23 protein-coding genes are annotated in these 20,853 nt (G+C 70.4%); 7 read left to right on the top strand and 16 right to left on the bottom strand.

Going from position 1 to position 20,853, the window contains the following annotated elements; all coding sequences use genetic code 11:
* Positions 1–137 precede the first annotated feature (137 nt).
* The 4 genes from HII36_RS42355 to rph form a co-directional block, all read right to left on the bottom strand.
* On the bottom strand, positions 138–1,568 hold the full coding sequence (locus tag HII36_RS42355; RefSeq protein WP_173528991.1) for an arylsulfatase: 1,431 nt from the start codon (positions 1,566–1,568) through the stop codon (positions 138–140).
* 87 nt (positions 1,569–1,655) lie between these two features.
* On the bottom strand, positions 1,656–3,242 hold the full coding sequence (locus HII36_RS42350; protein WP_328808141.1) for a molybdopterin-dependent oxidoreductase: 1,587 nt from the start codon (positions 3,240–3,242) through the stop codon (positions 1,656–1,658).
* 106 nt (positions 3,243–3,348) lie between these two features.
* On the bottom strand, positions 3,349–3,939 hold the full coding sequence (gene rdgB / locus HII36_RS42345) for an RdgB/HAM1 family non-canonical purine NTP pyrophosphatase (protein ID WP_173528990.1): 591 nt from the start codon (positions 3,937–3,939) through the stop codon (positions 3,349–3,351).
* The gene (gene rph, locus HII36_RS42340) at positions 3,936–4,655 is read right to left on the bottom strand and encodes a ribonuclease PH (protein WP_173528989.1); all 720 of its coding nucleotides are present in this window, start codon (positions 4,653–4,655) and stop codon (positions 3,936–3,938) included. The genes rdgB and rph overlap by 4 nt, the downstream gene beginning before the upstream one ends.
* A gap of 53 nt (positions 4,656–4,708) precedes the next feature.
* On the opposite strand from rph, the gene HII36_RS42335 reads away from it, so the two are divergent.
* The gene (locus tag HII36_RS42335) at positions 4,709–5,962 is read left to right on the top strand and encodes an MFS transporter (protein WP_328808140.1); all 1,254 of its coding nucleotides are present in this window, start codon (positions 4,709–4,711) and stop codon (positions 5,960–5,962) included.
* A 66-nt stretch (positions 5,963–6,028) separates the two neighbouring features.
* Here HII36_RS42335 and HII36_RS42330 read toward each other — a convergent pair whose 3' ends face one another.
* The 3 genes from HII36_RS42330 to HII36_RS42320 all read right to left on the bottom strand — a co-directional run bounded on the left by HII36_RS42330 (position 6,029) and on the right by HII36_RS42320 (position 8,535).
* Positions 6,029–6,781 carry an MBL fold metallo-hydrolase gene (locus tag HII36_RS42330; RefSeq protein ID WP_173528987.1) on the bottom strand — a complete coding sequence of 251 codons (753 nt, stop codon included), beginning with the start codon at positions 6,779–6,781 and terminating at the stop codon, positions 6,029–6,031.
* Positions 6,778–7,638, bottom strand: coding sequence for a glutamate racemase (gene murI / locus HII36_RS42325; RefSeq protein WP_173528986.1), 861 nt, complete (start codon positions 7,636–7,638; stop codon positions 6,778–6,780). The genes HII36_RS42330 and murI overlap by 4 nt, the downstream gene beginning before the upstream one ends.
* A 90-nt stretch (positions 7,639–7,728) precedes the next feature.
* Complete coding sequence (locus HII36_RS42320; protein WP_328808139.1) at positions 7,729–8,535, bottom strand: thioesterase family protein; 807 nt, start codon at positions 8,533–8,535, stop codon at positions 7,729–7,731.
* Positions 8,536–8,628: 93 nt separating this feature from the next.
* On the opposite strand from HII36_RS42320, the gene HII36_RS42315 reads away from it, so the two are divergent.
* Positions 8,629–8,955: a hypothetical protein gene (locus HII36_RS42315; RefSeq protein WP_173528985.1), complete on the top strand. Its 327-nt coding sequence runs from the start codon at positions 8,629–8,631 to the stop codon at positions 8,953–8,955.
* 85 nt (positions 8,956–9,040) lie between these two features.
* Positions 9,041–10,963, top strand: a complete 1,923-nt coding sequence (locus HII36_RS42310; RefSeq protein WP_173528992.1) for a DUF3352 domain-containing protein — start codon at positions 9,041–9,043, stop codon at positions 10,961–10,963.
* A gap of 69 nt (positions 10,964–11,032) precedes the next feature.
* Here the strand turns inward: HII36_RS42310 and HII36_RS42305 are convergent, their stop codons facing one another.
* From HII36_RS42305 to clpS, 5 genes are all read right to left on the bottom strand, one after another.
* Complete coding sequence (locus HII36_RS42305) at positions 11,033–11,980, bottom strand: PLP-dependent cysteine synthase family protein (protein WP_173528984.1); 948 nt, start codon at positions 11,978–11,980, stop codon at positions 11,033–11,035.
* 1 nt (position 11,981) lies between these two features.
* Positions 11,982–12,254 (bottom strand): MoaD/ThiS family protein, encoded by a 273-nt coding sequence (locus HII36_RS42300; RefSeq protein ID WP_173528983.1) that lies wholly within the window; start codon positions 12,252–12,254, stop codon positions 11,982–11,984.
* Positions 12,255–12,397: 143 nt separating this feature from the next.
* Complete coding sequence (locus HII36_RS42295; protein WP_173528982.1) at positions 12,398–12,799, bottom strand: Mov34/MPN/PAD-1 family protein; 402 nt, start codon at positions 12,797–12,799, stop codon at positions 12,398–12,400.
* Positions 12,800–12,809: 10 nt separating this feature from the next.
* Positions 12,810–13,334 carry a DUF2017 domain-containing protein gene (locus tag HII36_RS42290; protein WP_173528981.1) on the bottom strand — a complete coding sequence of 175 codons (525 nt, stop codon included), beginning with the start codon at positions 13,332–13,334 and terminating at the stop codon, positions 12,810–12,812.
* A gap of 10 nt (positions 13,335–13,344) precedes the next feature.
* On the bottom strand, positions 13,345–13,638 hold the full coding sequence (clpS, locus tag HII36_RS42285; protein ID WP_173528980.1) for an ATP-dependent Clp protease adapter ClpS: 294 nt from the start codon (positions 13,636–13,638) through the stop codon (positions 13,345–13,347).
* A gap of 46 nt (positions 13,639–13,684) precedes the next feature.
* Between clpS and HII36_RS42280 the strand changes: the two genes are divergently transcribed.
* Together HII36_RS42280 and HII36_RS42275 are read left to right on the top strand one after the other, a co-directional pair.
* On the top strand, positions 13,685–14,968 hold the full coding sequence (locus HII36_RS42280; RefSeq protein ID WP_217370644.1) for a nicotinate phosphoribosyltransferase: 1,284 nt from the start codon (positions 13,685–13,687) through the stop codon (positions 14,966–14,968).
* Positions 14,969–14,983: 15 nt separating this feature from the next.
* Positions 14,984–15,553, top strand: a complete 570-nt coding sequence (locus HII36_RS42275) for a nicotinamidase (protein ID WP_173528978.1) — start codon at positions 14,984–14,986, stop codon at positions 15,551–15,553.
* Between the two features lie 22 nt (positions 15,554–15,575).
* Here the strand turns inward: HII36_RS42275 and HII36_RS42270 are convergent, their stop codons facing one another.
* Together HII36_RS42270 and HII36_RS42265 are read right to left on the bottom strand one after the other, a co-directional pair.
* Positions 15,576–15,953: an STAS domain-containing protein gene (locus tag HII36_RS42270; protein WP_173528977.1), complete on the bottom strand. Its 378-nt coding sequence runs from the start codon at positions 15,951–15,953 to the stop codon at positions 15,576–15,578.
* A gap of 122 nt (positions 15,954–16,075) precedes the next feature.
* A complete protein-coding gene (locus HII36_RS42265) occupies positions 16,076–16,465 on the bottom strand; it encodes a Cpe/LpqF family protein (protein WP_173528976.1) in 390 nt (129 codons plus the stop codon).
* A 144-nt stretch (positions 16,466–16,609) separates the two neighbouring features.
* Here HII36_RS42265 and HII36_RS42260 point away from each other — a divergent pair, with 144 nt between their 5' ends.
* Both HII36_RS42260 and HII36_RS42255 read left to right on the top strand, forming a co-directional pair.
* Positions 16,610–17,599, top strand: a complete 990-nt coding sequence (locus HII36_RS42260) for an LLM class flavin-dependent oxidoreductase (protein WP_173528975.1) — start codon at positions 16,610–16,612, stop codon at positions 17,597–17,599.
* Positions 17,600–17,633: 34 nt separating this feature from the next.
* A complete protein-coding gene (locus HII36_RS42255; protein ID WP_173528974.1) occupies positions 17,634–18,008 on the top strand; it encodes a hypothetical protein in 375 nt (124 codons plus the stop codon).
* Between the two features lie 25 nt (positions 18,009–18,033).
* Here HII36_RS42255 and HII36_RS42250 read toward each other — a convergent pair whose 3' ends face one another.
* Entirely contained in the window at positions 18,034–19,785 is a 1,752-nt protein-coding gene (locus HII36_RS42250; RefSeq protein WP_173528973.1) for a DEAD/DEAH box helicase, read from the bottom strand.
* 134 nt (positions 19,786–19,919) lie between these two features.
* Positions 19,920–20,853: hypothetical protein (locus tag HII36_RS42245; protein WP_217370643.1), on the bottom strand; the 934-nt coding region annotated here is incomplete at its 5' end.

The raw sequence follows: 20,853 nt of genomic DNA, 5'->3' as shown, positions 1-20,853 counted from the left end.
CGGCAGGGTTGTACCGCCCCCCAGGCAGGCCCCACCGCGGGCTCGTGGAGCCCGACTTTCTGTCGCCGAACACGTCACGCCTCCCGTCCTGCTCGACGACTGATCGTAGAGCGGCCCCGGGTACGGCCAAGGCAAAGTCAGGAAGATTCCTGTCCCGGACCATCGCCCCGACCTGGGCAAACAGGAAGAACCGCCATGACCGGCCGCCCCGTGACGAGCTCTCCCCCGGCCACGAAGCCCTCGGGCCGCCCGGTCAGCCGTTCGGTGAGCAGCTTCCGCCACGGCGCGACGTCACCGGCCCGGTCGTTCAGCTCGTCCGGGTCGGTCTGGAGGTCGAAGAGCTGTTCGCGGCCGTCGCCGCTGCGCCAGACGTACTTCCAGCGGCCGTCGGTGAGCCAGTGGACGCTGCCCGGCGTGTCCAGCACGTGCTCCACGTGCTCGCCGTGCAGCAGCTCGCGGCGCGGCCCGCCGAGCACGTCGCGGCCTTCCACGCTCTCGGGCACCGGCAGCCCGGCCGCGGTGAGCAGGGTCGGCATGATGTCGCGCAGCTCGACCACCCGGTCGTCCACGCCGGGTTCGACGCCCGGCCCGCTCAGCACGAACGGGATCCGCGCCGACCCCTCGTACGGCAGCGACTTGCGGAACAGGTGATGGTCGCCCATCAGCTCGCCGTGGTCGGAGGCGAACAACACGATCGTCTCGCGGGCCCGCGATTCGAGCAGCACCTCGAAGATCCGGTTGACCTGCTGGTCGATGTGCGACATGTGTCCGTAGTAACCGGCTCTGGCCCGGTGCAGCCGGTGCTCGGGCAGCTCCAGGTAGGGGGAGGTGGGGTCGTGCGGGTCGCCGGATTCGCGCCACATGTCACGGGTCCACGCGCCCACCGGGGGCGGTGGCATCTCGCGTGCGAGGTACTGCTCGAACGCCCACGCGGGCGGATCGTACGGCGGATGCGGCCGATGATAGGACGCGAACAGGAAGAACGGCCGGTCACGGTCGTGGGTGCGGAGGAATTCGACGGCCCGCTGGGTGACCCAGTTCGTCGGATGCTGCCACTCCGGCTTGTCCCACGGGCGGGCGACGGTCGAGTTGCAGTCGACGCCGTGCTCGGCGTAGTCGGCGTCCGCGCGCCCGCTCACCTCGCGCAGCCAGGGGACGTAGTCGTCCACCTCGGCCAGGTCGCCGGCATGGCCGCGGGCGAAGTGCAGATAGCCGTCGTGCAGCTCGACGCTCTCGAAGCCGAGCGGGTGCCGCTCGGGGTAGACGTGCATCTTGCCGATGGCGTGCGTGCGGTAGCCGTGCCTGGTGAACTCGCCGGCCAGGGTGGTCTCGTAGTCCCACGGCACGCCGTCGCGGTAGCCGACCCGGCCGTGGGTCTGCGCGCGCTGCCCGGTCATCAGCGAGGCCCGGGCCGGAACGCAGGTGGGGTTGGCCGAGTAGGCGCGGGTGAAGCGCCTGGCCCCGGCCGCCCACCGGTCGATGAACGGCGTCTCGACCACGGGATGCCCCTCGATCGACAGGCAGTCGCCGCGCCACTGGTCGGTGAAGAGCACCAAGATGTTCGGCATTGCCACGATGGACGGGACCCCACTTCGTCGATTTCGGTTGATTGTTCATGGTTCGACGACGCCGGGTCAACGGCCTGGCAGCGGGGTTCAGGCGACCGTCACCGTGATCGTGTGCCAGCCGCTCGCGCCGTCCGGAGTCGGCCGGGTCCTGCGCTCGGTCTGGGTGCGTCCCGCCGCGTCGGTGGCCCGCACCTCGACGGTGTGCTCGCCGGGCGTGGCGTCCCAGTCGAAGGCCCACTGCCGCCAGGTGTCGGGGCCGGGCACCTGGGCCAGCCGCGCCTGACGCCATTCGCCCCGGTCGATCCGCACCTCGACCGCGTCGACGCCGGTGTGCTGAGCCCAGGCGACACCGGCGATCGCGGTGCGTCCAGGCTTGATCGTGTCGCCCGCCCTGGGCAGGTCGATGCGCGACTGGGTCTTGATCGGGGCCTGGGCCGCCCAGCCGCGTGGCGTCCAGTACGCCTCGTCCCTGTCAAACCTGGTCACCTTGACGTCCACCACCCACTTGGTGGCCGACACGTACCCGTACAGACCGGGCACCACCTGCCGTACCGGGAAGCCGTGTTCGACGGGCAGCGCCTCGCCGTTCATGGCGATCGCGAACAGCGCGTCGCGGCCGTCCATGACCACGTCCAGCGGGGTGCCGCAGGTGAAGCCGTCGGACGAGGTGGACAGCAGCATGTCCGCGTCCGCGCGCACCCCGGACCGGCGCAGCATCTCGGCCATGCGGACGCCGAGCCAGCGCGCGTTGCCCACGAGCGGGCCGCCTACCTCGTTGGAGACGCAGGTGAGCGTGATGTCCGCCTCCGTCAGCGGCATCTTGAGCAGTTCGGCGTACGTCACCTCGATCGGCCGGTCCACCATCCCGTGGATGCGCAACTTCCAGGCGGCCGGGTCCACCTGGGGCACGACGAGCGCGGTGTGGACCCGGTAGAAGGCCTCGTTGCTCGTCACGAACGGGGTCAGGCCCTTGATGCCGAGGTCCGCGCCCGCGGGCAGCGGCTTGGCGGGGAACCGCGGCGCGGGCAGCGCGACGCGGGTCCTGGCCGCGTCTACCGTCCGCCGGCCGCCGATCTCCCGTCCGATCAGCGCCGACGCCCCCGCCACCACGACGCTGCCGGTCACCCCGGTCAGCAGCCTGCGCCGATCGAAGACGGCCGGCGCGCCACCCGGCCACATCACCGCCGGACGCTCCGCCGAGTGCTCCACCAGAGGTCCCGTCGAGTCGGCAGGACGGGTGCTCCTGCGGGTCAGCCAGGTCAGCGCCCCCGCCCCCGCCGCCACGCCCACCAGGGTCGGCAGCACGTCCGTGAGCCGGGCGTCGGGCCTGGTGAGCACGGCCAGGATCCCGATCGCCCCGAACAGCCCCAGCCCGGCCAGCCCCCACGCGAGCCGGCGCCCGGCCTGGACGCCGATGAACGCGGCGAACCCGGCCAGCACCACGAGCACGCCGGCCACCAGGACGGCCCTGTCGCTCTCGCCGAGCGTGCTGATCGCCCAGTCCTTGATCGGGGCGGGCGTCACGTCGACCGTCGCGTCGCCCACGGCCAGCACGGGAAACGCCTCAAGTCGCACGAAACCGGACACCAACAGCGCCGTTCCGAGCGCCACCCCCGCGGCCACCAGCCCGGTCACCGCTCCCGCCCACACGGGCACCACGTAGTTCCTCTGCACGTGACGACGCTACGCCGCCACTGCCGCGCGGGTTCTTACACGGTGGTTACGAGCCGCGCGCGTTCTCACGCCGTGGTCACGAGCCGCGCGGGTTCTTACGCGGTGGTTACGAGCCGAGCAGCTCGCGCACGATCGGCGCCAGCGCGCGGAAGGCGCGGCCGCGGTGGCTGATCGCGTCTTTCTCCTCCGGCGACAGCTCGGCCGTGGTGCGGGTGTCGCCGTCGGGGACCAGGATCGGGTCGTAGCCGAAGCCGTTCGTGCCGCGCGGCGTGGTGATGATGCGCCCGGGCAGCGTGCCCTCGGCCACCCGCCACTCCCCCGACGGCAGCGCCAGCGCGGCGCAGCACGCGAAGTGGGCGCCCAGTTTGTCTTCGGGCACGTCGCCGACCTGAGCGAGCAGCAGGTCGAGGTTGGCCCGGTCGTCGCCGTGCCGCCCCGACCAGCGGGCGGAGAAGACGCCCGGCATGCCGTTCAGCACGTCGACGCAGAGCCCGGAGTCGTCGGCGACGGCGGGCAGCCCGGACCCCTGCGCCACGGCGTGCGCCTTGAGCAGGGCGTTCTCCTCGAACGTGGTGCCCGTCTCGGCGACCTCGCCGATCGAGGGGAACTCTTCGAGCCCGACGATGTCGAAGCCGGACAGGATGCGGCGCAGTTCGGCGATCTTGCCGGCGTTGCGCGTGGCCAGCACGATCTTCATGCGGACAGCGCCTCCCGCTGGATCAGCGTGAGCTCGGCGCAGCCGGCCGTGGCCAGGTCGAGCAGCTGGTTGTGCATGTCACGGTCGAACGGCTCGCGCTCGGCGGTGCTCTGCGTCTCGACGAACAGGCCCTCGCCTGTCATGACCACGTTCATGTCGGTGTCGGCGGCCACGTCTTCGGTGTAGCACAGGTCGAGCATCGGCACGCCGTTCACCACGCCGACGGAGACGGCCGCGACGGACCTGATCAGCGGGTCGCGCGCGCACATCTTGCGGGCGCGCATCCACGCGACCGCGTCGGCCAGCGCCACGTAGGCGCCCGTGATCGCGGCGGTCCGCGTTCCGCCGTCGGCCTGCAACACATCGCAGTCAAGCAGAATGGAGTTTTCCCCCAACGCCTTGTAATCGACGCACTGCCGAAGGGAACGGCCGATCAACCGGGAAATCTCGTGCGTCCGCCCGCCGATTTTGCCGCGGACCGATTCACGATCGTTACGCGTATTGGTCGCCCTGGGCAGCATCGCGTATTCAGCCGTAACCCAGCCCTCGCCGCTGCCCCGCCGCCATCGCGGCACGCTGTCCTGGACGGTCGCCGCGCACAGCACCTTCGTCCCGCCGAATTCGACCAGCACCGAGCCTTCGGCGTGCGCCAGCCATTGCCGGGTGATGGTAATGGGGCGGAGCTGGTCGGGCGTTCGGTCATCCTGTCGGGACATACAGATCACCCTATCTCCGCGCCACAACGCTCTTGACCAAATGTGTCCGACACATGGATCCTTACGCAATGACAACGGGGGTGTTGCGAAACCCTGACTTCCGGCGGCTCCTCAGTTCGCATGTCGCGAACGAACTCGGAGCCAACATTTCACGCGTGACCCTGCCGCTGATCGCCGTGCTAGTCCTGCACGCGGGCCCGGCGGAACTGGGTCTCATGGCCGCTCTGCAGACCACGGCGTTCCTCCTGGTCGGCCTGCCCGCGGGGGTGTGGGTCGACCGGATGCGCAAGCGCCGGGTCATGATGGCCACCGATCTGGCCCGGTGCCTGCTCCTGGCCAGCATCCCCCTCGCCTGGCAGTTCGGCCTGTTGTCGATCACGATGATGTACGTGGTCGCGCTGCTGGTCGGGGTGGCCCAGGTCTTCAACGACGTCGCGGATCAGACGTACCTGCCGAATCTGGTGAGCACGGATCTGCTGAGCGACGGCAACGCCAAACTGGAGGTGGTGCGTTCCGGCGGGTTCATGACGGGCCCGGGGATCGGCGGCGCACTGGTGCAACTGGTGGGGGCGGCGAACGCGATCCTGGCCCCGGCGCTCGGCGCGCTCGCCTCGGTGCTGCTGCTGGGCAGCATCAAGGTGCCCGACAGGCAGCCCGACCCGGCCAAGCGCACGCCGCTGCTGCGCGGTATCAAGGAGGGCTTCGCCTACGCCTGGCGCGACCGGCTGATGCGCGCGTTCCTGCTGTCGTCGGGCGGGGCGAACCTGGCCGTCGCCGGCGTGCTCGCCTTGTCGGTGCTGTTCCTGGCGGAAGTGGTCAAGCTGCCGCCCGGCACGATCGGCGTGCTGCTCATGTCGGGCGGCATCGGCGGGATTCTCGGCGGCGTCACCGGCGCCTGGCTGACCAGGAGGTTCGGCACGGCCCGGGCGACCTGGGTGGCGGTGACCGTGTCGTCGCCCTTCGCGCTGCTGCTGCCGATGACCCAGGCCGACTGGCGGATGGTGTGCTTCGCGATCACGTCCATCGCGCTGTCGTGGGGCGCGGTGATGTCCAACATCGGACAGAGCACCTACCGGCAGAGCAGCGTGCCGGAGCACATGCTCGGCCGCGTCAACGCCACGGTGCGGTTCGTGTCGTGGGGGACGATGCCGCTGGGCGCCCTGATGTCCGGCCTGCTGGCGCAGCAGATCGGGGTGCGGGAGGCGCTGTGGGTGTTCCTGTCGTTCCGGGTGCTGGCGTTCCTGCCGCTGGTGTTCTCGCCGCTGCCGCGCATGCGCGACTTCTTCCCGGCCCAGGCGAGTTCGTAGCGCGATGCGGCCTCGGCTCGTGGTGCGGGGTCCCGCTCAGACCAGGCTCGTAGTGCGGGGTCCCGCTCAGGCCAGGTGATAGACGTCGCCGCTGCGGGCCAGGGCGATCGGGCCGGCGTAGCCGCCTCTGGAGGCGTCGTCCAGGATGGCGTCCTGGTCGTTCCAGGGCACCAGGTGGGTGAGCACCAGGCGGCCCGCGTCGGCCTGAGCGGCGTGCTCGGCGGCCTGCCGGCCGTTGAGGTGCAGGTCGGCGGGCTGGCCCGGCCGGTCGAGGAAGGACGCCTCGCACAGCAGCAGGTCGGCGCCGGTGGCGAGCTTGACCAGTTCGTCGGACTCTCCGGTGTCACCGGAGTAGGCCAAGCTGCCGGCGCCGTCGCTCACGCGGAAGCCGTACGCCTCGACCGGGTGGTTGACCAGGCCGGCGGTCACGGTGAACGGGCCGACCTCGAAGGTGCCCGGCGCGAGCGGGACGAAGTCGAAGGCGGTCTCCAGCCCCGGCTCCTCCGGCATGCCGTAGGCGGCGGCCAGCCGGCTCGGCGCGGCGGCCGGGGCGTGGACCGGGATCCGCGGGTAGGGCGCGTCGGGGCCGTAGGTGCGGGCCACGTGGTAGCCGCAGATGTCGAGACAGTGGTCGGCGTGCAGGTGCGTGATGCAGATCGCGTCGACGTCGTACAGGCCGATGTGGCGCTGGAGCGCGCCGAGCGCGCCGTTGCCGAGGTCGAGCAGCAGGCTGAAGCCGTCGGACTCGACCAGGTAGCAGGAGGCGGGGCTGTCGGGACCGGGGTAACTGCCAGAGCATCCGACGACGGTTACCTTCATGTGGGCTCCTTACTCATGGCGACGCCCGCGGACGCGACCGAGCGGCCATTGATCGTGGTACCCCCCATGGGCGCGACTTCGACCGCGTCGATCTCCGGGCCCAGGAAACGCCGCCCGAGCCGGGCGAAGAGCAGGGAGTCGCCGGTGGCGCGGAAGCGGTGCCGGGGGGTGGCCTCGCCGCCGGCCGCCAGGTCGCGGTCGTGCAGGATCCGGTAGACGTCCTTGGCGGTCTCGTCGGCGCTGGAGACCAGGGTGACCCCGTCGCCGACGACGTAGGAGATCGCGCCGGTGAGCAGCGGGTAGTGCGTGCAGCCGAGGATGAGCGTGTCGCAGCCGGCGTCCCTGATGGGCTCCAGGTATCCGGCGACGACCTCGATGAGCTCGTCGCTCATCGTCTCTCCCCGTTCGACGTACTCCACCAGGCGTGGGGCGGCCACGCCGGTGAGCTGCACGTCGGGTGCCGCGGTGAAGGCGTCGTGGTAGGCCATCGACTCGATGGTGGCGCTGGTGGCGATCACGCCGACCCGGCCGTTGCGCGTGGCGCGGACGGCGCGCCTGGTGGCCGGCTGGATCACCTCCACGACCGGTACGTCGTAACGCTCGCGGGCGTCACGCAGCACCGCGGAGCTGGCGCTGTTGCAGGCGATCACGAGCATCTTCACGCCGTCGTCGACCAGGTGGTCCATCACTTGCAGCGCGTACGCCCGCAGCTCGGCGATGCGTTTGGGCCCGTACGGCTGGTTGGCCGTGTCGGCCACGTAGGTGATGGACTCGTGGGGCAACTGGTCGATGATCGCGCGGGCGACGGTCAGGCCGCCCACTCCGCTGTCGAAGATCCCAATACTCGTGTCCGGCACGTTCTAGAGGGTAGGCGACCTGCGCGATCAACACTGCGTAAGAATGCTCACAGCGGCCACCCGCGGCGTGTCATGGCTCACAGCAGGCGCTCAGCCTCTCCCCACCCGGGCGAGCTGGCAGGAGTGCGCGACGAGCCGGCCGGCCGAGTCCCAGACCTCGACCCGCTCGTCGAACCAGCCGTCGGAGATCAGCCGGCCGTCGCCGACGAGCGTGAGCCAGCCGGGGGCGGGCAGGGCGCGCAGGTGCCAGGTGAGGTCCACGGTGGGGGCCCAGCCGCGGGCGCCGGCGGAGAACACCACGGGCGGCAGCGCGTCGACGGCCAGGGCGAGCACGTACGGGTCGGGGTCCTGCGGCTCGGCCATCCTGAAGTACGCGCGTGACTCCGGCCGGCCGGTGGGCTCGCCCTTGAGCCAGCCGATGGTGGGCGGGTCGAACAGCAGGTCCATCTGGGCGTTGAGGGTCATGCCCGACTCCGGCTTGGGGTCGGGCAGCTTGACGCACTCCGCCGGCGCGGGCATGAGCGCGGGCGCGGCGTCGGTGTAGACCGGCTCGACGTCGTTCAGCGTGGCGGTGGTGATCATGCTCTCGATCTGGGCGACGCCGTCCTGGATGAGCGTGGCCCTGGCGAACGCGGCGGTCCTGCCCGACTTGAGCTGCTCCACCTTGACCCGCGCCGGCCCGGCCACGGGCGACTTGAGAAACTGCGCGGTGGTGCTCACCGGGTGCTCGAACGGCGAGGCGTCCACGGCCGCGCGCAGGATCACGGCCATCAGGTAGCCGCCGTTGAGCGGCCCGCCGATCGCGTAGCCGGGGTCGAGACACACGTCGTAGGTGGTCTCGTCCACTCTGATCGCCTGCGTGGCCTCGTCGAACTTGGTCATCAGCCCGTCCCTCAAGTCCGGAACTATATTCTAGTGCCCCATACTGTACGCCATCCCCCATCAGCGCGCCTACCTGCGGAAACGCCTACCGATTGAGAAAGTTCGATCATGGCTAGTTTCAGCGAACTCATCGGCCAATGCGTGTGGGACACCAATGGCGTGTGGGTGGGATATGTGGTGGACGTCCGAGTGGTGAAACACAAAGGCGAACTGCAGCAGAGCAACACCGTTTACGGGCTGGTGGTCTCGGCCAGGCGCGGGCCGTTGCTGCTCGGGCTGACCCGCGACCGTGAAGATCGCTTCGCCTGGATCTCGCAGCTCCTGGGCCGGCTGGTGTACGCCGGGTGCACGTTCGTCCCGTGGTCGGCGGTGGCCGATTACGGCGACGGAGAAGTGCATCTGCACGCCGTGCGAAAGGAGCTCAGCCGGGTCTGACACCCACTTCAGCACATTGCAAGCGGGCGTATAGGATCATCGGCTACCTTCTTTGTGGTCATAAGTCCACATTGTGAGTTGAGTGATGTCTGCCAATAATCCCCCCGGCCAGGATCCCGACCGGACCGCGGTGTATCGCCCGGAGAACCCGCCGACGATGCCCAACGCCGGCGGCCAGCCGTACCCGCCACAGCAGCCTTACCAGCAGCCGGCCTACGGCCAGCAGCCCCAGTACGGCCAGCAGCCGCAGTATGGCCAGCCCTCGCATGAGCAGCAGGCGTCCTACGGCCAGCAAGCGTCGTACAACCCCCAATCCCCGCAGGGTCAGCAGCCCTACGGCGGCGGCCAGTACGGCCAGCAGCCGCAGAGCCAGCCAGGTTGGCAGCAGCAGCAGCAGGGCCAGTACGCCCCGCAGGACCAGTACGGCCAGCAGGCCCAGTACGGTCAGCAGCCGCAGTACGGCCAGCAGCAGCCCCAGCAGGGCCAGTACGCCCAGCAGGGCTGGCAGCAGGACCAGTACGCACAGCAGGGTTGGCAGCACCAGGGCCCCGAGGGCTTCGGCCCCACGGACCCGCCGAAGAAGGGCCGCAAGAGCTGGATCATCGCCATCGCGGGCGCGCTCGCCGTGCTCGTGCTCGGCGGCGGCGTCTGGGCGGCGGTCGGCACGCTGAGCGGCGGCGGCACCCAGCCGCACGAGGTCCTGCCCGCCGCTTCCATCGCCTACATGCGCTTCGACCTGGACCCGGCGGCCAACCAGAAGCTGGCGCTGTTCCAGATCGGCAGGAAGTTCAGCGTCACCAAGGACGCCTTCACCGGCGAGGACCCGCGCAAGGCCCTGTTCGACGCCATCAAGGGCACGAACGACCAGGACTTCGGGAAGATCGACTTCGCCAAGGACGTCGACCCGTGGCTGGGCAGCAGGATCGGCGTGGGCGTGGTGCCTTCCGGCGGCAAGGAGCCGGACTTCGCGGTGGCCGTCCAGGTCAAGGACCAGGAGCAGGCCAAGGCCGGCATCGCCAAGCTGATGGGCAAGGACAAGTACGGCCTGGCCTTCCGCGACGACTACGCGCTGCTCACCGCCACCCAGGAGCTGGCCACCAAGTACTCGCAGGAGAGCGGCAGCCTGGCCGACAACGCCGACTTCGGCGACGACATGAGCGCGCTCGGCGAGCAGGGCGTGATGTCGTTCTGGATGCACGTCGGCAAGTTCAGCGAGCTGGTCGAGCTGCCCGCCGAGCAGAAGGCGGCGCTGGCCAACGCCAAGAACGCCCGCTTCACCGGCGCGCTCCGCTTCGACAGCGCCTACGCCGAGCTGGCCGGCATCGTCCGCGGCGCGGAGAGCATGGTCGAGGGCGACCTGGCCAAGGCCGACCTGAGCACGCTGCCCGCCAGCACCGCGGGCGCCCTGTCGATCTCCGGCCTGGACCAGGCGCTGACCAAGCAGTGGGACCAGATCGTGAAGTCGGCGAGCGCGACGGGCGGCGCCGAGATCACCACGTTCATCGAGCAGGCCAAGACCCTCTACGGGCTCGACCTGCCGGGCGACCTGGCCACGTTCTTCGGCAAGAACCTCACGTTCGCCATCGACAGCCAGGGCCTGGACAACAACCAGTTCAAGGCCGGGGTGCGCCTGGCCACCGACCCGGCCAAGGCGCAGGCCGTCTACGACAAGGTCCAGCAGGCCATCACGGCTCAGGGCCAGGCGGCGCCGCAGCTGGCGAAGGTGGCCGGTGACGGCGTGCTGACGCTGGCCACCACCGACGAGTACGCCAAGGCGCTGGCCGGTGAGGGCACGCTGGGCGACTCGGAGACGTTCAAGACCGCCATCCCGAACGCGGCCGACGCCAACTTCGCGATGTTCGTGGACCTGGACAAGGTCGAGAAGCTCTACCTGGCCGGGCTGGAGGGCGACTCGAAGGCCAACGCGCAGGTGCTGCGGGCCGTCGGGTTCAGCGGCAGCGCCAACGGCTCCGAGTCCAACTTCTCGCTGCGGGTGCTGTTCAACTGACCCGTTCGTACGAACGAAACGGGCGGCCGGCTGTTCAGCCGGCCGCCCGTTTCACGTACTGATCGGGGATCAGGCCCAGAGCTGGCCTTCCAGGCGCTCTTCCGCCTCTTCGAGCGTGCCCTCGTAGGCGCCGGTCGACAGGTACTTCCAGCCGCCGTCGGCCACCACGAACACGATGTCGGCCCGCTCGCCCGCCTTGACGGCCTTGCGTGCCATGCCCAGCGCGGCGTGCAGCGCGGCGCCGGTGGAGACGCCGGCGAAGATCCCCTCCGCCGCCAGCAGCTCCCTGGTGCGCCGCAGCGCGTCGGCGGAACCGACGGAGAAGCGGGTGGTCAGGACGCTCTCGTCGTACAGCTCGGGGATGAATCCCTCATCGACGTTGCGCAGCCCGTAGACCAGCTCGCCGTAACGCGGCTCGGCGGCCACGATCTGCACCTCGGGCAGGCGCTCGCGCAGGAAGCGGCCCACGCCCATGAGAGTGCCCGTGGTGCCGAGGCCGGCCACGAAGTGTGTCACGGTCGGCAGGTCGGCCAGGATCTCCGGGCCGGTGGTCTCGTAGTGCGAGCGCCAGTTGGCCGGGTTCCCGTACTGGTAGAGCATCACCCAGCTGGGGTTCTGCGCGGCCAGCTCCTTGGCGACGCGCACGGCCTCGTTCGAGCCGCCCGCGGCGGGCGAGGAGATGATCTCCGCGCCCCACATGCGCAGCAGCTGACGCCGTTCCTCGGAGGTGTTCTCCGGCATCACGCAGATCAGCCGGTAGCCCTTGAGCTTGGCCGACATGGCCAGCGAGATGCCGGTGTTGCCGCTGGTCGGCTCCAGGATGGTGCAGCCGGGGGTGAGCAGGCCGTCTTTCTCGGCCTGCTCGACCATCCACAGCGCGGGCCTGTCCTTGATCGACCCGGTCGGGTTGCGGTCCTCCAGCTTGGCCCACACCCGCACCTCGGCCGAGGGCGACAGGCGCGGCAGCCCGACGAGGGGCGTGCGGCCGACCGAGTCGATCAGCGATTCGAACCGCATGTCACCCGCCGGCGACGGCGGGGAGCACGGTCACCGTGTCGCCGTCGGACACCGGGGTGCCGAGGCCGCCGAGGAAACGCACGTCCTCGTCGTTGAGGTACACGTTGACGAATCGGCGCAGGCCGGCGTCGTCGACCAGGCGGTCCTTGATGCCCGGGTGGTGGGACTCCAGGTTGCTGATCAGCTCGTCGAGGGTGGCGCCCTCGGCGTTCACGGCCTTGGCGCCGTCGGTGTAGTTACGCAGGATGGTCGGAATGCGAACCTCGATGGCCATCGCGGTCTCCTCGTGAAGGGTCTGTCGTCGTCCCATCGGCGCACAACGCCGACGGCTGGGTGCGGGATTCCTCGGGCACTAACAGTCGTAAACGACGACAGCCGGGGTATGCGCGAAGAGGAAACTCTGCACAGGCCGGACCATCATGGGAGAAACCTTACCTCTTCCTCGGTGATCTCACCGTCGAGGATGCGGTACGAGCGGAACTCCACCTCGTTCTCGTCCCGCGTGGAGACCAGCACGTAGTGGGCGTTCGGCTCCGAAGCGTACGACACGTCGGTGCGCGACGGGTAGGCCTCGGTGGCGGTGTGCGAGTGGTAGATCACCACCGGTTCCTCGTCGCGGTCGTCCATCTCACGCCAGACCCGGAACTGCTCCATGGAGTCGAACCGGTAGAAGGTGGGCGAACGCTCGGCGTTCTCCATCGGGATGAACCGCTCGGGCACGCCGTTGCTGCCCGCGATGACGCCGCACGCCTCGTCCGGGTGGTCGGCTCGGGCGTGGGCGACGATCTTGTCAACCAGTTCCTGCGCGATCGTGAGCATGGCCCGGAAGTTACCAGAGGGCGCGCACCAGGCTGTCCTGGAGGTAGGTCAGCCAGTCGTAGGTGACGAAGGCCGGGTAGCGCGGGTCGTCCTCGTCCATGCCAGCGATCTCGTCGTGGATCTCCTCGGTCACGTCGAGCTTGGTGCCGAGGGCGAGCCTGACGTCGTTGAGCGCCCGCAGCCACGCCTGCGCCTGCTCGGGGTCGAGCTCGTTGCGGCCGGACCTGGCGGTGTCGAACACGGTCCGCGCGTCGGCGCGCTTGCCGTCGCGCAGCGTCGCCTCGGTGTAGCGGCGGAACTCCGAGGCCTCCTTCTCGTCCGCGTACGCCGCCGGGAACAGCCGCGCCAGCACCGGGTCGGACGGCGCCTCGCCCGCCCCGATCCCGAGCGCGCGCTCCAGCGGGTCGTCGCTGGTCTGCCCGGGCTCGACCAGCCCGAGCACCATGGACACCAGCGAGCGCAGCAGCGACACCTCGGCGGCCTCGAACTCCGCGATGATGCCGCCGCCACGCGCCGGGGAGAAACCAGAAGTCACCCGTGCCGCCTCACTTGACCGAGTCGGGCTGGACCGTCGCCCACAAGCCGTAGGAGTGGAGAATCTGCACATCGCGTTCCATCTCTTCGCGTGTGCCGCTGGACACGACCGCCTTGCCCTTGTGGTGGACGTCCATCATGAGCTTCTCGGCCTTTTCCCGGGTGTACCCGAAGACCGTTTGGAAGACGTAGGTCACATAGGACATGAGGTTGACCGGGTCGTTCCAGACGATGGTCACCCATGGCAGATCGGGCCGGACGTCCGATGACGGACGCTCGACGGTGATTGGAGCGGTGCTACCCACATCCCCGAGTCTGCCCTATCTGGGCCGTAGTCTTCGACTCGTGACTATGACCATGAGCACTGCGTTGCTCACTGATCACTATGAACTGACGATGCTCCAGGCGGCTCTGCGCAGCGGCGCGGCGCACCGGAAAGCGGTTTTCGAGGTGTTCGCCAGGCACCTGCCAGGCGGCCGACGCTATGGGGTCGTGGCCGGGATCGGACGTGTCCTGGACGAGCTCGAACGCTTCCGTTTCGGTGAGGAGGAACTCACCTACCTGCGGGAGAACCACGTGGTCGACGAGTCGACGCTGGAGTTCCTGGCCGGGTACCGGTTCTCCGGCAGCGTGCACGGCTACCGCGAGGGCGACCTGTACTTCCCGGCCTCGCCGATCATGGTGGTCGAGGGCACGTTCGCCGAGGCCGTGCTGCTCGAAACGCTGATCTTGTCAATCTTGAATCACGACTGCGCGATCGCCTCGGCGGCTTCGCGGATGGCGAACGCGGCGGGCAAGCGGCCGTTGATCGAGATGGGCTCGCGGCGTACGCACGAGTGGGCCGCGGTCGCCGCCGCCCGCGCCGCCTACATCGCCGGCTTCGCCTCGACCTCCAACCTGATGGCCGGCCGGATCTTCGGCGTGCCCACCGCGGGCACCGCGGCGCACGCGTTCACGCTGCTGCACGACTCGGAGCGGGCCGCGTTCGAGGCCCAGATCGCCTCGCTCGGCCCGGAGACGACGCTGCTGGTCGACACCTACGACGTGGCCCAGGCGGTGCGTACCGCGGTCGAGCTGGCCGGGCCCGAGCTGGGCGCGGTGCGCATCGACTCCGGCGACCTGGCCGCGGCCGCGCAGGAGGTGCGCGAGCAGCTCGACGCGCTCGGTGCCTTCGACACCCGCATCCTGGTCACCTCCGACCTGGACGAATACGCGATCGCGGCGCTCGCGGCGGCCCCGGTGGACGGCTACGGCGTCGGCACGTCCCTGGTGACCGGCTCCGGCGTGCCGACGGCGGCGCTGGTGTACAAGCTGGTGGCCAGGGAGACCGCGACGGGCAAGCTGGAGCCGGTGGCCAAGCGTTCGGTCGGCAAGCCGTCACGCGGCGGGCGCAAGGAGGCCTACCGGCTGCTCGACGAGACCGGTCACGCCGAGACCGAGCTGGTCACCACGTCCGGGCACGTGCCCGAGGGCGGCATCCCGCTGCTGCACCCGCTGGTGCGCGACGGCGAGGTGGTCGGCAGGGAGTCGCTGGACGCCGCCCGCGAGCGGCACGCCGCGGCCGTCGCCCTGCTGCCGGTGGAGGCGCTCCACCTGGGCAGGGGGTACGCGGCGATCCCGACGGAGTTCGCCTGACGTATCGTGCTCTGTATGGGCACCGCGTTGATCATCGTCGATGTGCAGAACGACTTCTGCGAGGGTGGCAGCCTGGCCGTGGCCGGCGGCTCCGAGGTGGCGGCGGCGATCACCCGCCACGTGACCGAGCACGGCTACGACCACGTCGTGGCCACGCGTGACTACCACATCCGGCCGGGCGCGCACTTCTCCGACTCCCCCGACTACGTCGACACCTGGCCGCCCCACTGCGTGGCCGGCACCCCCGGCGCCGACTTCCACCCGTCGCTGGACGTCGCCCCCGTCGAGGAGGTGTTCAGCAAGGGCGCCTACGAGGCCGCCTACAGCGGTTTCGAAGGCGCGTCGGGCGACGGCGAGTCGCTGGCCGACTGGCTCGCCTCCCGCGGCGTGACCGAGGTGGACGTCGTGGGCATCGCCACCGACCACTGCGTGCGGGCCACCGCGATCGACGCGGTCGAGCACGGCCTGGCCGTGCGGGTGCTGCTCGACCTGACCGCCGGCGTGGCCCCCACGACCACCGAGGCCGCGCTGGCCCAGCTCGACGCCGCGGGCGCCACCCTGCGCGGCACGCCGGTGCTCGGCTGACGCCCCACGGGCAGGTCACCGCTCAGGCGTGGGTCACGGCCAGGCGCAGCGCGTCGTCGAACCGCGCGAACACCTCGAACGCGTGCCGCAACCCGGTGATCGACAACACCCGGGCCATGACCCCTTGCACGCCGCCGAGCAGGAGCCTGGTGCCCCGGCCCTCGCAGCGGTGCATGATGTCGACGAGCTCGTTCATCCCCATCGAGTCACAGAAGGTGACCTCTCCCATGTCCACGATCAGGAAGGGTTTGGCGGGCAGCTCCCAGATCCGCTCCAGGTGCTCGCGCAGGACCGGGACGGCGTAGACGTCCAGTTCTCCGGCCAACCGGATGATGGTGGAGTTTCGAGAGAGGCCGGAAGTCACGGTGAGGGTCGACTTTCCTGTGGCCTCAGACGACATGGGCGAAGTCCTTCTGCATATCCCAAGGCAGCCAAGAAGGTTGTTGCCGCTCCACCCGGTCTTCTAACGAAAGGCCACTGCTCTATGACCAAAAGGCATGAGACGTCACTGAGCGTGACCGGCTAGCTGGGCGTGATCAGCAGGTAGTCGATCTTTCCGGACTCGTCCACGGAGATCTCCGCCTTGTAGACCTGGTCCAGGACGGCCACCCGCCCGGTCAGCGCCGTGGGCTTCACGTCGCTCAGCTCCGTCAGCTGCAGCCCCGCCAGCGTCTTGGCCAGGGAGTTGAACTCCTCGGCCGGCACCTCCTTCAAGAACGTGGCGCTCAGGTGCTCGGCGAGCTCCTTGTCCACGATCGGCGTGCGGTTGACGGCGTCCAGGTACCAGGTGAGCTGCTTGCCCGCCGGACTGTCCGGGATGGCGACCTTCTTCGCGGGCTCCCCTCCCCCGCACCCGGTCAGGGCCAGGCAGGCCAGGGCGATGACGGCCGGCAGCAGACGAAGCGATCTCATGGTGGGCCCCCAAGCAAACGATCAACGGCTCGGAAGATTATCAGCCGGGAAACCGGAGCGGAGAAATATCCACAGCAACCGCATCTGTTACACATCGTGCACCAAAGCAGCGGCCGGTCAGATTCCAGCGAAAGGCACGTCTCCATGGCTCTCCCTCTGTCCATCCTTGATCTGGCGGTCATCGGCGAGGACGAGACGGCGGGCGTCAGCCTGGCCGCCAGTGTGACGCTGGCCCAGCGCGCCGAGGAACTCGGCTACCACCGCGTCTGGTACGCCGAGCACCACAACATGCCCTCGATCGCGTCCTCGGCGACCAGCGTGCTCATCGCCCACGTCGCCGCGCACACCCGGACGATCCGCCTCGGCGCCGGCGGCGTCATGCTGCCCAACCACGCGCCGCTGCCCATCGCCGAGCAGTACGGCACGCTCGAAACCCTGCACCCGGGCCGCATCGACCTCGGACTCGGCCGCGCCCCCGGCAGCGACCAGGCGACCATGCGCGCGCTGCGCCGCGACCCGGCCGCCGCCGACACCTTCCCTGAGGACGTCCTGGAACTGCAGGGCTACCTGACCGGCGAATCCCGCATCCCCGGCGTGGACGCCACGCCCGGCAAGGGCACGAACGTGCCGCTGTACATCCTCGGCTCGTCGCTGTTCGGCGCCAAGCTCGCCGCCGCGCTCGGCCTGCCCTACGCCTTCGCCTCCCACTTCGCCCCCGCCGCGCTGGAGGAGGCGGTCGCGCTCTACCGCCGCGAGTTCCGGCCGTCCGCGCAGCTCGCCGAGCCGTACGTGATCGCCGGCGTGAACGTGATCGCGGCCGAGACCGCCGAGGAGGCGCAGGAGCAGTTCCTGGCCGCCAAGCGGCTGCGCGTCTCACGCTTCCTGGGCCGCGGCCGGACCTTCACCCCGGAGGAGGCCGACACGATCCTGGAGTCGCCGGCCGGCCGCCAGCTCCTGCAGATGCTCACGTACGCGGCCATCGGCACCCGGGCCGAGGTGCGGGACTACCTCGACGGGTTCGCCAGGCACGCCCAGGCCGACGAGCTGATCGTGGTCTCGTCCGCGCCGGACAGGAAGGCCTGGATCCGCTCGATCGAACTCCTGGCCGAGGCGTACGAGCCGACCGAATCGTGATCTTTTGCGGCGGTTGGCCGGGGTCGTGCCCGCGATGATCGCCCCGATTCCGCTCAGCCTGCTGCTCTCCTGGCTGCTGAAGCTGCCGCGCTGGGCGGCCGTGGGGCTGCTCGCGCCGCTGTTCCTGCTCGGCCTGTTGTGGCTCATCGTGCCCCGCGTGGTATGGCTGCTGATCGAGGTCGAGTGGCTGCCCGACCCCGAGTGGTTCGTCCTGGTGCCGGCCGTGGCCGTATACACCTTCACGGCCTGGCTGATGGCGCCGGGAAGCCTGCCGATCCGGGTGTGCCTCGGCGTCGCGCTGCCCCTCATGTGCGTCGCCGGGTCGATCGTCGTCTCGATGACCTCCGAGCCCTTCTACGCCGCACCCCTTTACGACGCGCCCTTTACGACACACCGGCCCCGGGCGTGACGCCCAGGGCCGGGATCGGGACCGCCTAGCGCCGTTGGGTGGCCCAGCGGCGGATGGTGTCGATGCGCTCCTGGATCTGCTCGGCCGTGGCCTGCGCGATCGGCGGGCCGCCGCAGGCGCGGCGCAGCTCGGAGTGGATCACGCCGTGCGGCTGCCCGGTGCGGTGGTTCCAGGCGCCCACCAGGCCGTTCAGCTCGCGCCGCAGCTCGGCGATCTGCTCGTGCGGCGCCAGCGTCTCCTTCACCGGCTCGGCCGCCTGCTTGCGCTTGGCCGCCTGCTGGTCGGACTGGCGCTTGCGCAGCAGCGTGGCCACCTGGTCGGGCTCCAGCAGGCCGGGCAGGCCGAGGAAGTCCTCCTCCTCGGCCGAGCCGATCTCCGCGCCGGTGCCGAACTCGCCGCCGTCGAACAGCACCCGGTCGAAGGTGGCGCTGGTCTCCATCGTCTCGAACGGCAGCTCGTCGCCCAGGACGTCCGGATTGTCCTTCTGCCTGTTGGCCTGCTCCAGCAGGCTGTCGTCGAGGCCGTCCTCCGGCGGCTTCTTGTTGAGCACGTGGTCGCGCTCGAGCTCCATCTCGTTGGCCAGGCCCATGAGGGTCGGCACCGAGGGCAGGAAGACGGAGGCGGTCTCGCCGCGCTTGCGCGCCCGCACGAATCGGCCGACGGCCTGGGCGAAGAACAGCGGGGTCGAGGTGGAGGTGGCGTAGACGCCCACGCACAGGCGCGGGATGTCGACGCCTTCCGAGACCATGCGGACCGCGACCAGCCAGCGATCCTGCGACGCGGCGAACGCCTTGATCTTCTTGGACGCGCCAGGATCGTCGGACAGCACGATCGTGGCGCCCTCGCCGGTGATGTTGCGCAGGTGGCGGGCGTAGGCCCGGGCCGTCTCGTGGTCGGTGGCGATGACCAGGCCGCCGGCGTCGGGCACGCCGCGGCGCACCTCGGTCAGCCGGCGGTCGGCCGCCTGCATGACCTGGCGGATCCAGTCGCCCTTGGGGTCGAGCGCGGCCCGCCAGGCCTGGGACAGCTGGTCTTTGGTGAGCGGCGTGCCGAGCGTGGCGGCGATCTCGTCGCCGGCCCTGGTGCGCCACTTCATCTCGCCGGAGTAGGCCAGGAAGATGACCGGGCGGACGACGCCGTCGTCGAGCGCGGGGCCGTAGCCGTAGGAGTAGTCGGCGACGCTGCGCTTGAGGCCCTCGGCGTCCTCCTCGTAGTCGACGAACGGGATCGGGTTGTCGTCGGACCTGAACGGCGTGCCGGTGAGCTGGATCCTGCGCCTGGCCGGCTCGAACGCCTCGCGCACGCCGTCGCCCCACGACTTGGCGTCGCCCGCGTGGTGGATCTCGTCGAAGATGACCAGCGTCGGACGGGCCTCGGTGCGCGCCCGGTGCAGCGCCGGGTGCATGGCCACCTGCGCGTACGTCACGGCCACGCCGGTGTAGTCGCGCGAGGTGGTGCCCTGGCTGTTCTTGAACTCCGGGTCGATGCCGATGCCGACCCGGCCCGCGGCGTCGGCCCACTGGCGCTTGAGGTGCTCGGTGGGGGTCACGATGGTGATGGCCCTGATCACCCCGTTGGCGAGCAGCTCGCTGGCGATGCGCAGGGCGTAGGTCGTCTTGCCCGCGCCCGGGGTGGCCACGGTGAGGAAGTCGCGCGGCTCCCTGCTGAAATACAGGTCGAACGCCTGCTGCTGCCACGCCCTGAGCTTGGGTGCGGTGCCCCACGCGGCGCGGTCCGGATAGGAAGGCGACAGGTGGGATGCGGCGAAGGTGCTCACCGCATCACCTCTGGGGTTCGTGTGCTTCGCTCTCTCACAGTGACCCAAGAGTAATCGGGCCGACCGACAAGACGTGCCGAGCATCGTGGATTCTGGCCAAGCTCATCCTTGCGTGCTATGAGGTGTCCCGTGGCTTATCGGATGCTCGACATGACCGCGTCGAGCGCCTGTTTGCGCGTGTTGTCTTCGGGTTGCAGCAGTCCCACCAGCAGGACGTCGCCGCCCTCGCGCGTGAGCAGCATCACGCGGAGATAGGCCGGCCGGTTGGCCACGCCCTGGTACTCGGCCCGCAGCGCCCTGGTGTGACCGCGCGGGGTGCGGCGGTCGCCCACGACGGTGACGCGGTCGCCCCTGAGCAGCAGCCGCGAGAACCGCTCGGCCGCCTCGGCCGCGGTCTTCCTGGCGTCGGCGGCGGACTCGGGCGCCGGACCCGCCATGATCATCGCGCCGCTGTCGTCCCTGATCGCCGAGGTGAACCCGGTCACCGGCGGCAGCGGGGCGGCGCGCCAGCCGGCCGGCAGGGCCAGCGTCACCCCGGACAGCGCGTCGTTCAGTGTCTGCGCGGCGGGCTCGCGGGCCGGCGCGGTCAGCCGCGTCACCACCATAACCAGGGTCGCCAGCACCGCCGCCGCCGTCAGCGCGGCCAGCAGCGGCACCACGAACCGCCCGCCGCGCCTGGACGCGCGCCTGCGCAGCCCCGGGTCGGCGGGCGAGCCGTAGAGCCTGGCGGACGGCGGCAGGGAGTCCCACGGCGGCAGCGCCGCGTCGGCGGGCTCCAGGCCGCGCGTGCCGCGTCTCGGCGGGACGTTGAGGCCGTGCGGGACGCCGCGCCTGTCGCCGCGCGGGGCGTGGCGGCCGTCGGCGGGAGCGCGGGTGACCGCCCGGCGGATCCGCGGGTTCCACGGCTCCTCGGGCTCGTCGAACCCGCCGGACGCGCCGAACTCCGCGGGCGCGCCCGACGACGGCCCGCGCCCCCACCCGGGGCCGGGCTGCGCCGGGCCGGGCGGCGGACCAGGTTGAGATGGGCCGGGTTGTGGCGGGCCGGGCTGTGGCGGGCCGGGCTGTGGC

Origin of the sequence: Nonomuraea antri (genome assembly GCF_013283785.1) — a bacterium.
GTDB classification, from domain to species: Bacteria; Actinomycetota; Actinomycetes; order Streptosporangiales; family Streptosporangiaceae; genus Nonomuraea; species Nonomuraea antri.
Note: the sequence above shows the minus strand (reverse complement) of the source record. Positions and strands in the feature narration are given on the sequence as shown.